Annotated in this window: 14 protein-coding genes and 1 riboswitch; of the genes, 3 read left to right on the top strand and 11 right to left on the bottom strand. The window is 63.5% G+C overall.

What is annotated here, in order from left to right; all coding sequences use genetic code 11:
- Positions 1 to 8: 8 nt before the first annotated feature.
- From BHD06_RS09000 to BHD06_RS08985, 4 genes are all read right to left on the bottom strand, one after another.
- Positions 9 to 884, bottom strand: a complete 876-nt coding sequence (locus tag BHD06_RS09000; RefSeq protein WP_254892361.1) for a choline/ethanolamine kinase family protein — start codon at positions 882 to 884, stop codon at positions 9 to 11.
- Positions 881 to 2872: a proline/glycine betaine ABC transporter permease gene (locus tag BHD06_RS08995; RefSeq protein ID WP_080456657.1), complete on the bottom strand. Its 1992-nt coding sequence runs from the start codon at positions 2870 to 2872 to the stop codon at positions 881 to 883. The genes BHD06_RS09000 and BHD06_RS08995 overlap by 4 nt, the downstream gene beginning before the upstream one ends.
- A complete protein-coding gene (locus BHD06_RS08990) occupies positions 2872 to 3885 on the bottom strand; it encodes a glycine betaine/L-proline ABC transporter ATP-binding protein (RefSeq protein ID WP_080456711.1) in 1014 nt (337 codons plus the stop codon). Before BHD06_RS08990 ends, BHD06_RS08995 begins: the two co-directional genes overlap by 1 nt.
- Before the next feature lie 127 nt (positions 3886 to 4012).
- Entirely contained in the window at positions 4013 to 4945 is a 933-nt protein-coding gene (locus BHD06_RS08985; protein WP_080456656.1) for an ABC transporter substrate-binding protein, read from the bottom strand.
- Positions 4946 to 5114: 169 nt separating this feature from the next.
- On the opposite strand from BHD06_RS08985, the gene BHD06_RS08980 reads away from it, so the two are divergent.
- Both BHD06_RS08980 and BHD06_RS08975 read left to right on the top strand, forming a co-directional pair.
- Positions 5115 to 5906, top strand: coding sequence for an inositol monophosphatase family protein (locus BHD06_RS08980; protein WP_254892360.1), 792 nt, complete (start codon positions 5115 to 5117; stop codon positions 5904 to 5906).
- Positions 5903 to 6673 carry a DeoR/GlpR family DNA-binding transcription regulator gene (locus BHD06_RS08975; protein ID WP_080456654.1) on the top strand — a complete coding sequence of 257 codons (771 nt, stop codon included), beginning with the start codon at positions 5903 to 5905 and terminating at the stop codon, positions 6671 to 6673. Before BHD06_RS08980 ends, BHD06_RS08975 begins: the two co-directional genes overlap by 4 nt.
- 33 nt (positions 6674 to 6706) lie before the next feature.
- Here BHD06_RS08975 and BHD06_RS08970 read toward each other — a convergent pair whose 3' ends face one another.
- The 5 genes from BHD06_RS08970 to BHD06_RS08950 all read right to left on the bottom strand — a co-directional run bounded on the left by BHD06_RS08970 (position 6707) and on the right by BHD06_RS08950 (position 11213).
- Entirely contained in the window at positions 6707 to 7159 is a 453-nt protein-coding gene (locus BHD06_RS08970) for a hypothetical protein (protein WP_080456653.1), read from the bottom strand.
- Positions 7160 to 7162: 3 nt separating this feature from the next.
- Positions 7163 to 8434 (bottom strand): agmatinase family protein, encoded by a 1272-nt coding sequence (locus tag BHD06_RS08965; RefSeq protein ID WP_254892359.1) that lies wholly within the window; start codon positions 8432 to 8434, stop codon positions 7163 to 7165.
- A 96-nt stretch (positions 8435 to 8530) separates the two neighbouring features.
- The gene (locus BHD06_RS08960) at positions 8531 to 9298 is read right to left on the bottom strand and encodes an ATP-binding cassette domain-containing protein (RefSeq protein WP_080456652.1); all 768 of its coding nucleotides are present in this window, start codon (positions 9296 to 9298) and stop codon (positions 8531 to 8533) included.
- On the bottom strand, positions 9295 to 10107 hold the full coding sequence (locus tag BHD06_RS08955) for an ABC transporter permease (RefSeq protein WP_080456651.1): 813 nt from the start codon (positions 10105 to 10107) through the stop codon (positions 9295 to 9297). The genes BHD06_RS08960 and BHD06_RS08955 overlap by 4 nt, the downstream gene beginning before the upstream one ends.
- A 41-nt stretch (positions 10108 to 10148) precedes the next feature.
- Positions 10149 to 11213: a putative urea ABC transporter substrate-binding protein gene (locus BHD06_RS08950; RefSeq protein WP_080456650.1), complete on the bottom strand. Its 1065-nt coding sequence runs from the start codon at positions 11211 to 11213 to the stop codon at positions 10149 to 10151.
- A 99-nt stretch (positions 11214 to 11312) separates the two neighbouring features.
- Positions 11313 to 11421, bottom strand: a riboswitch (guanidine-I (ykkC/yxkD leader).
- Positions 11422 to 11727: 306 nt separating this feature from the next.
- Between BHD06_RS08950 and BHD06_RS08945 the strand changes: the two genes are divergently transcribed.
- Complete coding sequence (locus tag BHD06_RS08945; protein WP_080456649.1) at positions 11728 to 12771, top strand: patatin-like phospholipase family protein; 1044 nt, start codon at positions 11728 to 11730, stop codon at positions 12769 to 12771.
- A gap of 30 nt (positions 12772 to 12801) precedes the next feature.
- On the opposite strand, the gene BHD06_RS08940 is transcribed toward BHD06_RS08945, so the two are convergent.
- A complete protein-coding gene (locus BHD06_RS08940) occupies positions 12802 to 13893 on the bottom strand; it encodes a Hint domain-containing protein (protein WP_080456648.1) in 1092 nt (363 codons plus the stop codon).
- 1 nt (position 13894) lies between these two features.
- Complete coding sequence (locus BHD06_RS08935) at positions 13895 to 15505, bottom strand: Hint domain-containing protein (RefSeq protein WP_080456709.1); 1611 nt, start codon at positions 15503 to 15505, stop codon at positions 13895 to 13897.
- Positions 15506 to 15786: the final 281 nt, after the last annotated feature.

Below are 15786 nucleotides of genomic sequence, written 5' to 3'. Positions count from 1 at the left end.
GCATATCCTTAAACATTCTTGAAATCCTGCAGGGCGGTGCCGAGGCGCGCCATGTTCTCGGCGGTGTAGGCGGCATAGTCGAACGCCAGGTCGGAATGCATTTCCGAGGTCATCGACCAGAGCGTTTCGCGCATCAGAGAGGCGCATTTCATCGCCTGATAGGCGCGCCAATGAGTATCGGCGGGGGCTTCAAAATACCGCTCCAGCATGTCGCGCTCCTGCGCCTCGGAAAACCCGTTATTGCCGGCCAGCCCCGCAAGATCGAAGAGCGGCGTGTTGAACCCGCCATATTCCCAGTCGATCAGCCACAGCCGCGTGCCGTCATCAAGGATGTTCGCGGCCAGCAGATCGTTGTGCCCGATGACCAGCGTCACCGCACCGGTGGCACGCTCCAGCCTGTCGAGTTCGGCCATCAGTTCGGGCAGCCGCGTGGCATGGGCCGAGCCATCGGCGCGCAGGCGCGCGGCATAGCTGCGATTGACCTGAAACGGCCAGAATGCCAGCACGGGTGCCGTCAGATGCGGGCCGAGGGCATGGTGGGTTTTCTTCACCAGATCAACGATGCGCGGGACATTGGCCGGATCGCGGGCCATGGCCTCGGTGTAGGTCTGCGCCTCGAGGAACTCCAACACCAGAACGCCGGGTTCGTGGTAATGCACGGCAGGCGAAACCCCCGCCGCCTGCGCCGCGCGGCTGAGCGCCAGCTCGTTCCAGCGCAGCACGCCATGTTCGGGAATGTCCGCGCCCAGCCGGACGACAAAGCGGCGCGCGCCATCGCTCACGCGCAGATTCACATTGGTGATGCCACCGCTCAGCGGTTCGATCTGCGACGGATGATCGAAGCACGGCAGCGCTTTCGCGCGGGCGATTGCATCCTGGCTCACAACCCCAGCCTCCGTTTCTGATTGTCCGACAGCGCATGCACGATCCGGTCGGCGATGATCGCGATGAACGCGACCGACAGCCCCGCCACGATCCCCTGTCCCGCATTGGCCTTGGTCAGCGCAATATAGACCTCCTGCCCCAGATCGCGGGTGCCCACGAGCGCGGTGATCACCAGCATCGACAGCGCCAGCATGATCGTCTGGTTCAGCCCAAGCAGAAGCTGCGGCACCGCCAGCGGCAGCTTCACCCGCCACAGCAACTGGCGGGGGGTGCAGCCCGCCATGCGCCCGGCTTCGAGCAGATGCGGCGGCACTTCGCGGATGCCATGCGCGGCATAACGCACCGCAGGCGCGAGCGCATAGAGCACGACCGCAATCATCGCGCTGAAATCGCCGACCCGGAACAGCATCACTACCGGGATCAGGTAGACGAAGGAGGGCAGCGTCTGGAGCGTGTCCATCAGCCCCAGAATGATCCGCCCCGCGCCCGGACGCTGCGCTGCCCAGATGCCAAGCGGCGTGCCGATCAGCACCGCGATGAAGACCGACACACCGCACAGATAAAGCGTCACCATCGCCTCGCCCCACAGGCCCGACGCGGCAATGAATCCCATCATCAGCGCCGCCACGATCCCCATCTTCCAGCCCGCCACCCGCCAGGCGATCACCCCGGCTGCGAGGATGCCCCAGAGCCACGGGATGCCCGCGAAGAACTTCTTTACCGGCAGTAGCACCGCCTTGAGCAGCGCCGTCTTGATCGCCTCCAGCGTGTCGAAGAAATTGACGTTGATCCATGCCATCGCGTCCGACCAGAACGGCCCGGTGCTGATCTTCCACGCATCGGGATAGCTCTGCACCGCCGGGATTACCTGACCCAGCAGAAAGGTCGCGACGATCACCCCGAGTACGATCGCGCTGCGCGGATGGCGTTGCAGGACCGAGCCATGACGGCGATGCGTCATCCGCCGCTCGGCAAAGGCCTGGCTCGCCCGGTCGAGCGCGATGGCCATCACCACGATGGCCAGCCCCGCCTCGATCCCGCCGCCGATATCGAGTTTCCGCAAGCTCGCCAGCACGTCGAAGCCCAGCCCGCCCGCGCCGATCATCGAGGCGATGATCACCATGTTGAGCGTCAGCATGATCACCTGATTGACGCCCACCATCAGCATCGGCGTGGCGGCGGGCACCAGCACCTTCCACGTCATCTGGCGCGGCGTAGCCCCCATCATCCGGCCCGCCTCCAGCAACTCCTCCGGCACGCCCTTGAGGGCCATGATCGTCACCCGGATCATCGGCGGCATCGCATAAATCACCGTCGCCACAAGCGCCGCGACCGGGCCGAACCCGAAAAGGATCAGGATTGGCACCAGATAGGCAAAGACCGGCACCGTCTGCATCAGGTCCAGAACAGGGCGTAGCAGCCGTTCAACCCAGGCGCTGCGATAGGCCAGAATGCCAAGCGCCAGCCCCCCGGCCGCCCCGATCGGCACCGCCACCAGAACCGAGGCCAGAGTGATCATCGCGCTGTGCCATTGCCCGAACACCGCCAGATAGAGAAAACACGCCCCCACCAGGGCCGCCAAACCCCAGTCGCGGGCATAATGCCCGATGGCCACGGCCAACGCGATCACCGCGATCCAGCTGAGCGACGGGGCGATCTGGACGGCCTCCTGTCCCAGACCGGATTGGAACCCCTCGATCAGCAGGTTGCGCAGAAACTGATAGGGCAGTTCGATCACCCAGGCGATGGCGCGGGTCAGATCGCGGAAGGTGAACAGCCAGAAATTGGCGGTATTGACCAGCCAGTCGAGAAAGCCGCTGATCGCGCTATCGAGGTTCAGTTGAAACCGGCTCGGAAATCGGATGATCCAGCGTGCATCCAGTGCCTTGTAGATCTGAAAGGAATATTGCGACAGCGCCCAGGTGACCCCGAACAGCCCCAGCCAGACCAGCCGTCGGCGCGTGATATGGCGACGCAAGCCCTGCATCAGCCGCGCCCGACCAGCACGTCGATCACCGCGCGCGCGCTGATCTGCCCGATCACCGCGCCATCCCTCATCACACGCAGCGGCGCATCGGCGCGCTCTACCTTGTCGGCGATGGCCTCGATGGTCGCATCATGGGCCACATCCCCGGCAAAGCGTTCAGCGGTTGCGGGCTCCATCCGGCTCTGCGCGCGGATCACCTTGGCGCGCGCCACGTGGCGGGTGAAATCGGCCACATAGTCCGTCGCCGGGTTCTGCACCAGCTCCTCGGGGGTGGCGATCTGTTCGATCATGCCGTCCTTCATCACCGCGATCCGGTCGGCAAGGCGAATGGCCTCGTCGAAATCATGGGTGATGAACACGATGGTCTTTTTCAGCATGTTTTGCAGGCGGATGAATTCATCCTGCATCTCGCGGCGAATGAGCGGATCGAGCGCCGAGAACGGCTCGTCTAGGAACCACAGGTCGGGCTCCACCACCAGGCTGCGGGCGATGCCGACGCGCTGCTGCTGCCCGCCCGACAATTCGCGAGGGTAATAATCCTCGCGGCCCTGCAACCCGACAAGGTCGATGACCTTGCGCGCGCTCTGCTGCCGCGCTTCCCGGTCGACCCCCTGAATCTCCAGCGGAAAGGCGACGTTTTCCAGAACCGTCAGGTGCGGCATCAGGGCGAATTGCTGAAACACCATGCCCATCTTCTTGCGGCGGATTGCGATCAACTCCGCCTCGTCAGCGCGCAGAAGGTCACGCCCGTCGAATTCGATCTCGCCCGCCGTCGGCTCCACCAGCCGCGACAGGCAGCGCACCAGCGTGGATTTGCCCGAGCCCGACAGGCCCATGATGACGAAAATCTCACCCTGATGGATTTGCACATTCACGTCGCGCACAGCACCGATCACACTGGCCCGGGCCAACGCATCCGCGTCGGGCACCCGCCCCCCGGCCAGAAGCGCCCCGGCCCCCGCGCCGTAGAGCTTCCAGACATGGCGACAATCGAGAATGACGGATGTGGTCATGCAGGCCTCGGGGCAGATCTCGGGCACGGCCTTCACGGATCACCGACACTTTGCCGACGTGAAACCGACCTGTTACAGACATCGGAAAAAGACAGGCGCACCGAGGCGCGCCCGTCCAAGAACGCGGTTACTGCGCGATCCAGCCTTTCCAGGTGGCCTCATTGTCGGCCATCCAGGCGGCGACGACCTCCTCCACGGATTTGCCGTTCAGATCCACATCAGCGACCATCGCGCCCATGTCCTCGTTTGAAATCCTGAAATTCTCGATGGTGTTCGCGGCATTCGGCCATTTCTCCGGCAGACCGGCCCAGGCGGCTTTCCAGATCGGCCCGGTCGGCTTGCCGCAATCGTGGGCGGCGTTCGGATTGAGGCCGACCGACGGATCGTTATAGCACTCCAATGAATAGGGCGGGAATTCGATGAAGCTGCCCTGGTATTTCGCCGGGGCCCAATGCGGCGCATAGACCCAGAGCACGATCGGATCCTCACGCTGATAGGCCGACTCCAACTCGGCAAAGAGCGCGGCATCGGTGCCCGCATGGACAACCTCGAAATCCAGTTCCAGCGCCTCGATGCGCTCTTCGTCAAAACCGCCCCAGGTGACCGGCCCGCCGAGGTAACGGCCCATTGGCGCGGTTTCGGCGGTGGCGAATTCCTGCGCGCAATCGTTCAGCGCCTGCCAGTCTGGCAGACCCGGACACCGCTCCTCCATATAGGCCGGATACCACCATTCCTCGATGGCAAGCATGCCAGTCTCGCCCATGTTGACGACATTGCCCGAACCTACGGCCTCATCGAGCGCCTCACGGCCGGTGGTTTCCCAGATCTCCATCGCCAGATGCAGGTCGCCGGTTTTCAGCCCCGCAAATTGCGCGATGTAATCGGCCTGCACATATTCCACGTTGTTGCCCGCCTCTTCGAGCACCTCGCCCATCAGCGTCGTGGTGATGAGTTGGCCCGACCAGTCATGCAGGGTCAGCTTGATCGGTTCGCTTGAATCCTGAGCCAGCGCGGGCGTCGCCGCAAGACAGGCTGCGGTCAGCACGGACAGGTGTTTCATAAGTATTCTCCCTATGGCTGCCGCTGCTCTGGTTGGGGTGCGTGGCATCGGCTTGATCCGTTCATTCAACAACAACCCAAAACAAAATCAACAAAAATCAACAAATGGGTGGATATTTTGTTGTTTTCGATTGCGAAGCGCCCAGGATCGGGGCACATCAGACAGGTGAGTGAGAGATACGAACGTGATCATGACAGACCTGCACAGCCGTCTTGACACCGCCCGACAGATTGCCGCTGCGGCCTCTGCCGTGGCGATGGCGCATTTCCGGCGACCACTCGATGTCACCTCCAAACCCGATGACAGCCCGGTCACCATTGCCGATCAGAAGACCGAGCAGGCAATCCGCACCGCGCTTCTGGCCGCCTTTCCCGGTGAAACCATCCTCGGCGAGGAGTTCGGCCAGACCGGCACGCAGGATGACATGTGGATCGTCGATCCCATCGACGGGACCCGCTCATTCATCACCGGCCTGCCGCTTTTTGGCATGTTGCTGTGCTATCTATCCGACGGCGCGCCGCAACTGGGCGTGATCAACATGCCTGCCCTGGGCGAGCTTTACGCCGGCGCACGCGGGACCGGAGCCACTCTGAACGGCACCCCCATCACCGTCTCCGCCTGCCGCGATCTTTCCTCCGCGCGGCTGTTTCTGAACGAGGCCGACCGGATGGCCGTCGAGGCCCCGGCGCAATTTTCCCGGTTGGTGACGGCGGGGGCGCTGCGTAGGCTCGGCGCGGATTGCTACCCGCACGCCCTCGTGGCAAGCGGACATGCCGATGCGGTCGTCGATTACGGTCTTCAGCCCTATGATTACCTTCCTGTGGCGGCGGTGGTCGAGGCCGCTGGCGGGGTGATGACGGACTGGTGGGGACAGCCCCTGTCGCTCAATTCCGACGGCCGCACCCTTACCGCCGCGACAGCGGAATTGCACGCAGACCTTCTGGAGATGGTTCAACCATGACCTCGCCAACCTCGAAATACAGTGAAGAGATCCTGCGCCGGGTCGACATGATGGGCACCGTGACCGTGCAGGAACTGTCGCAGATCATGGGCGTATCGGATCAGACCATCCGCCGCGTCACCCGCCCGCTGGCGGAACGCGGGGCCCTCAACAAGGTGCACGGCGCGCTTGTCTCCACCAAATCGGCGCTCGATCCGCCCTTCCTGTCGCGCATGAACCTCAACCGCGAGGCCAAGGTCGCCATCGCCAACACCGTGGCCGGAATCGTGCAGGACGGCGACAGCCTCGCCATCGACACCGGCTCGACCTCGGCCTTCATCGCGCAGATGCTGCGCAACCGGCGCGACCTGACCGTTGTTACCAATTCCGCCTTTGTCGCCAGTACGCTGGCGATGATCCCGGGCAACAACGTGTCGATGGCGGGCACCCAGCTGCGCGATCATGACGGCGCGTCGTTCGACCGCGCAGCCTTTCAGGTGGTGGAGCGGGCGCAGGTCGATTACTGCGTACTCTCGGCCTCGATGGCGCATCCCGCAAACGGCTTTCTGGTCCACGAGCAGTGCGAGGTCGACATGGCTTGTGCGATGATGGCCAGCGCCGCGCGCTCGATCATGGCGGTCGATGCCTCCAAGTTCCAGCCGCAGGATCGCAAACCCGCATTGCGCCAGCCGGATCTCAAGGCGGGCGACATCCTCGTCACCGATCTGGAGCCGCCCGACGCCTTCCGCACACCCTTGGCGCATCTGGACATCCGTGTCGCGGGCTGACCGGGCATTGCGTCAGGTGACGGAAACCTCGCCTCACGGCTGGCTATCGCGTTTGCGCTGAAGTAGGAACTCGCGTATGTCGAGCGTCGATTTTTCGTCCATCGACACGTAGACGAGGCTCATGTTGGTCCGCTCGCGCACCATCTCACCCGGAAAAGGCAGATAGGATAGCTCGCGCGAGCCGAAGGAAGGCGACGCGGTGCCGACCTGCCATTCCGTTTTGAGCTCCACATCTATCAACTTGAGCGCCTTCACGCCTGATGCCGAGGGGCGCTCGAACGGCACACCGGCCAGCTTGAGAAAACTGAACTTGTCGCGCGCCTGCACGAAACCCTCGATGAACTGCGTGGCGAGGATCTGGATATCGGCGGCCTCGTCGTCCGCGTCCATGTGCGAATGCAGGTGATGTCCGTCGGCGTGGTTGTGCCCGGCACCCTGCGCGGGGTGGTCATGGGAATGCGGGTGGGGGTGGTGATCATGCGGCATGGCTCATCCCACCTCATGCGGTTTGTCATTGGACCAGCGCTTGCCCTCAAATTCGCCGAAGGGCAGCGATACCGGCTTGTCGATATGCCTCTTGTGCGCGCCCAGCTTGCCATGCGAAACCAGCGCACCCAGCACATCGACGATGACCCGCGTTCCCATCAGCGCGGTGATGTCCGAGGTGTCATAGGGCGGCGAGACCTCGACCAGTTCCAACCCGCAGATCCCTTCGGCGGCGACGCCCGAGGCGAGCGCCAGCGCCTCGCGTGGCAGAAAGCCGCCCGGTTCGGGCCAGCCGGTGCCGGGGACAAAGCCGCAGTCGATGCTGTCGATGTCAAAGGACATGTAGACCATGTCGACCCCGTCCCAGGCCATTTCGAGCGCCATCTCGATGGTCCTGTCGATGCCCATCTTCTCCATGTCGCCCATGGTGATGATGTTGGTGTGCCGCTCGCGCGCGACCTTGACCGCCTCACGCGGTACCTGCCAGCCGCCGATGCCGATCTGCACCAGGTTCGTCGCGGGCACATTGGGCAGGTTGGTTGAATGAAACCACGGCGTGGTGTGCATCCGCTCGTCGAGATCCTTTTCCTGAATGTCGGCGTGGCGGTCGAAATGCACGATCCCGATTTTCTTGGAGGTGCAGTCCGCGATGCCGCGCACGCAGGGAAAGCCGATGGAATGATCACCCCCGATCATGATCGGCAGCGAGCCCGAGGAGGCGACATGGCTCACCGCGCGACTGATCTGATCAAAGCTCTTCTCGATATTGGCGGGGATGGTGAACACGTCGCCCGCATCGCATAGCGTCATCTGCTCGCGCAGATCGACCCCGATCTCGTAGTTGTAGGGTGTGTAAAGTGCCGAGATCTTGCGCATCCCCTGCGGCCCGAAGCGGGTGCCGGGCCGATAGGTGGTGCCACCGTCGAACGGAATGCCCAGCACGGTCGCATCGTAATAGGCGACCTCCTGCACGTCCTCGACATAGGGTGCCTTGAGAAAGGTGTTGATACCCGCGAAATGCGGCAACTCACCGCGCGCGAATGTGGGGATCGAGCGGTCCTCGATCGAATCCGCTCCGGTCAGCCCCATGCGCAGCGCCCAGCGGCGCTCCTCGTCCCAACGGCCTTCGGGCAGGTCCTGCTCCTTCTGCATCGCCTTCCAACCTGCCAGCTTCGTCAGATCGGGATGATGCGCGCGCCGCTCGCGCAGGGCATGGCGTTCGGCAATGTCGCGCGGATGGTGCGTCCTGCTGCGTGTGGGGTGCGAGACCATCATGGGGTTCTCCTCGTCCTGTGCCCCTGTTTGCGCGGGGCGGTTTCCGGGCCTCGGCGGGGCCGATCTGCGGGGCCCGGCGGCGCAGATCGGCAAAGATCATCCAACGGCCAGCGTCGGGTATCGCTCCAGAGTGTTCTGGAACGGGATACCGCCATCGCGGGCGTCGAAATCATAGGTGATGGTGGCCCCGAAAAGCCCCGGATCCTGCGGGTCCCGGCGGGGCTTGTCGAAGACCAGAACCCGGTCGCCCAGCTTGAACGCCTCTTCCAGATCGTGCGAGACCATGAAGACGGTCATCCGGGTCTCGCGCTGCAATTCGGTCAGAAATTCGTGCATCGCAACGCGCGTGCCGGGGTCGAGTGCGCCGAACGGCTCGTCCAGCAACAGCACGCGGGGCTTGGCGGTCATCGCCTGACCGATGGCCAGACGCTGCTGCATGCCCCCCGAGAGCGCGGCCGGATAGTGATCCGCCACATGATTGAGACCGATCCGTTCCAGCATCGCATCCGCGCGCTCGACCGCGGCCCGGCGGCGCGCGCCGCGCAGGCGGCCCAGCACGGTGGCAAAGCCCTCGCCCGCGATCAGGTTCTCGCGCACGGTGAGATGCGGAAAGACCGAATAGCGCTGAAAGACCACGCCGCGTTCTGGATTGGGTTCTTGCGCGGGCGCGCCGCCATCAATGCGGATCTCGCCGCGCGTGGGGCGCTCATCGGCCAGCAGCAGGCGCAGAAAGGTGGACTTGCCACAGCCCGAGGCCCCCACGATCGAAACGAACTCGCCCTCCTCGACGCTGACGCTGACCCGCTCCAGGATCGACCGCCCGCCGTAGGCCTGCCAGACATTCGATACGGTGACAAAGCTCACAACCCCGCCTCCATCCACGGAAAGGCACGGCGCGACAGGGTCTTGAGCAGCCAGTCCAGCACGAAGGCCAGGAGTGTGATCCAGATCACGTAGGTCAGGATCACGTCCATCGCCAGGTAACGGCGCACCAGGAAAATCCGGTAGCCCAGCCCCACATCCGAGGCCACCGCCTCGGCGGCGATGAGAAACAGCCACGCCGAGCCCAGCGACAACCGGATGTTGGAAATCAGACGTGGCAGCACCTGCGGCAGCGCCACCCGGAGCGCGATCACCAGCGACGACGCCCCCAGCGTCTGCGCCTTGACCATCTGTTCATGCGGAATATCCAGCACGCGCTGCGCCAGATCGCGCGTCATGAAAGGCGTGATGCCGATCACGATCAGCACCACCTTGGACAACTCGCCCAGGCCCAGCATGATGAAGAGGATCGGCAAAATCGCCAGCGGCGGCACCATCGACACCACCGCGACAAAGCCCGACAGCATCGCGCGGGCAATCGGCAAAAGCCCGATTATCATGCCCAAGCTCAGCGACAGCGCGGCGGCGATTCCGACCCCGCCCAACAACCGCGTCAGCGAGGCGAAGGTATCCTTCCATAACACGATATCGCCGGTGCGCCGGTCGCCCTGGGTAAAGAGTCGCTGCGCGGTCTCGGCTATGGTGGCGGGCGCAGGCAGGAGCTTGTCCGCCGGGTTTACCGCGAGGCGCATATCCGAGGCGACGCCATAGGCGATCAGCACCAGCACGAAGGGCAGCGCAACGAGCAGCACCACCATCGGGCGCGGGGGCCTTTGGTTGATCAGGCGCATGGGGTCAGGCGGCCCGCCACCGTCGTCGGCCGCCCCCCGGATCAGAGCGCGCCATCGGCGGCCATCTGCATATAGGTGGCGTCAAAACGGAACCTCACATTATCCGGGTTGCCCGAGACCGAGCCATCAGGATAGGACACGCCGACGAAATCGGCGCTCGGTGCGCCCTCGCCCAGAATGCCCTTGTCGAAGAGGAACCCGGCCACTCCGGTCATCGTGGCGGGCAGGTTCTCGGCGCTTGCCTGCGCCACGGCATCGGCCGGATCATAGAGCATCTGGGTCGCCGCAAGCTGCGCCTTGTAGCCGTCAAGGTCGGTGCCCGAAGCCTCGGCGAGCGCGCTCAGCACGGCCTCGTCGCCTGCTTTCATCAGCCCCATCACCTCGTACCAGGTCCCTGCCACGGCCTTGCCGAAATCAGGATTATCCGCAAGCGTCTGCGTGTTCACCACCATCAGATCGAGGATTTCTCCGGGAATCATCGAGCTGTCGAAGACCGTGTTGGCCTCTGGGTTGGAGTTCAGGATTTCCGACACCAGCGGGTTCCAGGTGACGACCGCCTGCACGTCGTCAGTGGCATAGGCGGCGATCATGTCGGCATCCGAGGTATTGATGACCCCGGCCAGATCCGACTCGGACAGCCCGACACTGTCGAGCCCGCGCGCCAGCAGGTAATGCGAGACCGACAACTCCACCAGATTGACCGGCTTGCCCGCGAGATCGGCGATACCGCCCTCGCCCTTTAGGATTACCGCGTCATTTCCGTTGGAATAATCCCCCACGATCAGCGCGGTGGTGTCCACGCCGCTGCCTGCGGGGATCGACAGCGTGTCCATGTTGGTGGCCGACACGCCGTCAAAGGCGCCCGCAGTGTATTGGTTGATCGATTCCACGTAATCGTTGATCTGCACGATATCGACGGTGATGCCGTATTTCTCGGCCCATTTGTCCATGATGCCACTATCCTCGAGATAGCCCCAGGGCATCCAGCCGACATAGATTGACCAGGCCAGCTTGAACTCGGTCTTTTCCTGGGCGAATGCGGCAGGCACCATCGCCGACAAGAGCCCTGCCGAAAGCGCGGTCGCGGTGAGAAGGGACGTCTTCATGCGTAAGTCTCCCGTGATGCGTCCCGCCGAAGTGACTGAAGGATTTCGCGCCGCAGGCGGAACATGGACATCGGGCGCGGACGAAACCTGCGCAGGAAAGTCTCCCGGGATTTTGCCCCGCCGTGTGCCCGTCGCGGAATTTGCCACGCGGGTGCCGCTTCTCGGACCAGTCTCCGCGTTTGCGGACGGAACCCTAAGCGGCCTGCTGTTCCAGCAAAGCGTCGCCGCCCGTGACAGGGCAAGCACCACAGGGCACAATCCTGAATGGGGGTGAACTGTGCACATTTTTTAGGCAGATCGCACACGGTCTGGCGCGAAATCCGGCGCGAAATTGCCAAACGGCCAAACGGTTCCATGTCACAGATCGACCGAAACGCCTGCGGTGCCGACAGAGCGGGCATGACCCGGCTGCCACACAGACCCGTGACACCTCTGCGCGGCATTCCCCCTATGGCTGCGCGCGGATTTCGGCTATGCGTGAAAACATGCCGCGACGCAGCAGAAAGGGATACCCATGCCGAAGACCCCCAAACCGATCAATCTCGCACTCCAGGGCGGTGGTGCGCATGGGGCCTTCTCCTGGGGCGTGCTCGACTATCTGCTCGAGGACGGCCGCCTGCGCATCGCAGGCATCTCGGGCACCTCGGCAGGGGCGATGAACGCGGTGGCGCTCGCCGACGGCTATACCCGGGCCGGGCCCGAGGGCGCGCGCGCCGCGCTCGACCAGTTCTGGCGCGCGATGAGTGCCAGCGCCCAACACACGCCCCTGCAACGCACGCCGATGGACCGGCTGACCGGAAACTGGGGGCTGGAAAACAACCCGTTCTATCACTTCATGAACGCGCTTACCGGCGTTGCCTCGCCGTACCAACTCAACCCGATGAACATCAATCCGCTGCGTGATCTGGTCGAGGACAGCATTGATTTCGAGATGGTGCGCAAATGCACCGCCTTCGAGTTGTTCGTCTCGGCCACCAATGTCGAGACCGGGCGCGTCAAGGTCTTCCCGCGTGAGCATCTGACCGCTGACATGGTCATGGCCTCGGCCTGCCTGCCGCATATCTACCGCGCGGTGGAGATCGACGGCGTGCCCTATTGGGATGGCGGCTACATGGGCAACCCGGCGTTGTTTCCGCTCTATGGCAAGACCGGCACCGATGACATCCTGATCGTCCAGATCAATCCGATCGAGCGCAAAGGCGTGCCGCGCTCGGCGCAGGAGATCGAGAACCGCGTGAACGAGATCAGCTTCAACGCCAGCCTGCTGAAAGAGCTGCGCGCCATCGACTTCGTCGACCGGCTGATAGCGCAGGGCAAGCTTTCGACCGATCACTACCGGCCCGTCAAGGTCCACCTGATCCAGAACGAAGACGCGCTCAAACCGATGGGGGCATCATCCAAGATGAATGTCGAATGGGCCTTCCTCACGCGGCTGCGCGATATCGGACGCGAGACGGCGGCAACCTGGCTCGACGACTGCTTCGACCGGATCGGTGTCGACAGCACCATCGACCTGCGCACCATGTTCGATGGCATCGGGGCCGAACACCAGGGCTGACCGGAGCATAAAACTGAAGACGCTGCCCCCTCACGCCGCGCGGTTCATCGCCAGCGTGATTGCCTCATAGGGTTTCAGCACCGGCCAGAGCGGCCTGGGATGTTCCGGCAGGCGCGCGCGATCGCAGGCCTCCAGCAGGCTGCATCCGATCAGGTCCGGCTTGCGTCGCAACCGCCCGATATAAAGGCTTTCGGTCTGGGTTCCGGCGGCGTCGATCTCTTCGTGGCCTGGCAACAGCAGATTGTGATAGCTCACCATCATCGGGCTCTCGGCGAAGAGTGCCGAAAATCCGTTGACCAGATAGCGTGCCGGGACCAGCACGGCCTCGGAATTGAACAGGTATTCCACCTCCGATCCGCGGATCACCAGGCGCTGGTGCGGGGCTACGACGATATCGCGGCGCAGGCCGAAGTAAGGCGCGCGCAGGCGCACCGGCCGAAAACTGCCAAGCGCCGGAACCCGGCGATTCAGGCTTTGCAGCACCGGCACCGGCGCGCCATCGGTGGTCAACACCTGGTCGGCCCGTCGCAGTCGACCCGCCGCCACATAGCCGCCCGGCGTCAGCACCGGCACCGTGGCGCTGAGCCCTGGCATTGGCCCCACCGGCTCGACCCGCGACGACAATGCGGCGAAGATCACCTCGCGATCCATTACGCGTTGACGCGGATCGGTGAAGACCGTGCGCATGTCCGACAGCGGGATCGGATGCGGCGGCACCAGCGCGACCGAGGTCAGACCGAACACATCCGGCCGCTCGACCGAGAGCCGCGCCCACCGGCCCGGCGCGTCCCAGCTATAGGTGATGCGCAGGCTGTCGGTGCGGTCGTCGATCCGGTAGGGCAGCGTTGCGTGGCGCAGGTCGTCCGCCTGTGTCTCGATCAGCGTGATCCCGCCCGAGGGCAGCGCCTGCACAGAGAAACTACCGCGCCAGGGGTGGCTGCGGCTGAAGGACAGCAAGGTCTGCGGGCGCGACTCCGCAGCCGGGCGTGTCTCGATCATCAGCGTCCCGCGAGGCATCAGCGCGTCCGGCGCCGGCGGGGCCAGGGTGCCGGTCGGGCACTCTCCCAATCCCTGCGGCATGAAATGCCCGCCGGTCTGGTCGGTGAAAGCGATCCAGCCCATCTCAGGCCGCGTGCGCGCTGATCATCAAGAGCCGCGCCTCGTATTGCTTGAGGGTGCGCCGTGCAGCGGGGCTGTAGCCCGCGCCTGTTTCCGGGTCGATCTCTGGGAAGAGCGCGCAAATCTCCTCGACGATCTCGGCCTCGAAGCTGTGCGCGGTCTGCGGTCCGGGCAGAAAGCTTTCGGTCGGCAGGCCTTCGGAGAACACCACCTGATGCCGATCGAAGAGAATATGCACATACTCCACCTCGCCGCCCTCGATCCGCCGCACCGTGCGGTCATTGACCAGATCGCGCGCCGCCACCAGCACCTCGCGCTCGCCGAACAGCAACTCCGCGACACTGTCGCGGATCAGCACCCGGTGCAGCGGTGACAGAAGCAATTCGCGATGCGCACCAAAGGTGTCAGCGGCGATGCGAACAGGCGCAAAGTCGGCCGCCGCCATCACCTTGCGCCGCCCGATCCAGCGCAGGGGTTGCGCGCCGTCATCCTGCGTCAGGACCAGATCACCGGGCTGCAAGGTCTCGACCGCCACCTCACCGCCGGGCGTGCGGATGAGCGTTCCTGCGACGAAACAGGGCACCGAGTCGACGATGACAAAGCCCACATCGGTCTGTCCCGTGCTGCTTTCGACCTCGTAGGTAAAGTTGAAGAGTTCGGTATCGCCATCGCCGATAATTTCGATCGTGCCATCGGCGTTAAGCTGGATCTGCTGGCCTGAATTCAGCGTGACGATATCGCCCGCCGAGACCGCCTTTCCGTTCAGATGGGTGATCGTCAGCGTTCCGGCAGTGTTGTTGATGTCATTGGCCAGAAGATCGAGCGTACGCGAGCCATCTGGAAACAGCGTCGTCGTGTCATCGCCCGCGACCAACGTGGTCTGCACACTGTCCGCCGCGATCAGGAGGTTCGAGTCGAAATTGGCATCATTCACATCGGCGATACCGATGCGGATCGAATTCACTTCATTCGCGTTGACCGGGATAGTCAGGCTCATCGTGACGGTGAACCCGTCCATCTCGGTATTGAAATCGCTGTTGGTGTTATCGACGAACAGATTAGCGTTGGACTCGTCGTTGATATTGTTCGGTGCTGTATCGCCGTTGCCGACACTGATCGGCACAAAGTTACCGTTGATCCAGACCCCCACAGAATCCTGGAACTGACTTGTAGTGAACTCGGGGTATTCCTCTGAGGCAAAGACGAATTGCATGGTCAGCATATCGCCGGTGGGTATGAAATCAGTGTCTATGAACGCGGCGTCGAATGTCGGGGCACCGATGGCCGCATTGAAGGCAGGATCGTTGTTCACACCGCTGGTATTGGTGCTCGTGTCGTCTCTCTGATTGGCATCGTTGTTGACCCACCAGGCCCATGGCGGCGCGTTGCTTGGGGTGTTGGTAAAATCCGATGCACGTCCGGTCGACAGGATCACACCGCTGTCTGACGGTGTCACGCCCGGCGCGACGCTGTCGCCACTGCTATAGATTCCCGAAGAACGGTCGTCTCCGGTATAGCTTGCATTGACGACCGTCACCCCCTCGCCAAAGATGGCCTCTGCCATGTCCAACGCCGAAGCATTGGTATCGACCGGAAGCTTCGATGCCGTAACCATGTCCTGCCCCACCTCTTCGAGAGGCAGCGCAAACGCAGCGTTACACGGCCCGTGCGGGCCGTCGGATCCTTGATGCCGAAAACGCGCGCCCTTGCTTTTCGGCGCGCGATCCTGCCCGGATATCGGGGCCATTGTCCCTCAGGATCTGCGTCCCTTTGCGGATCTGGCGGCCCGTAAGTCTGTCTTGCCCTGCCTCGGGTTTTTATTGTTAAGTGTCTTTCAATACCAAAAACTTCCATCGGTGTTAAGATTTATTCGTTCGATAGACTGGCCCCCTTGCA

This window comes from Roseovarius sp. A-2, assembly GCF_002072155.1.
In the GTDB taxonomy this organism is placed as follows: domain Bacteria; phylum Pseudomonadota; class Alphaproteobacteria; order Rhodobacterales; family Rhodobacteraceae; genus Roseovarius.
The sequence above is the reverse complement of the archived record's forward strand: the minus strand, read 5'-3'. Positions and strand labels throughout refer to the sequence as shown.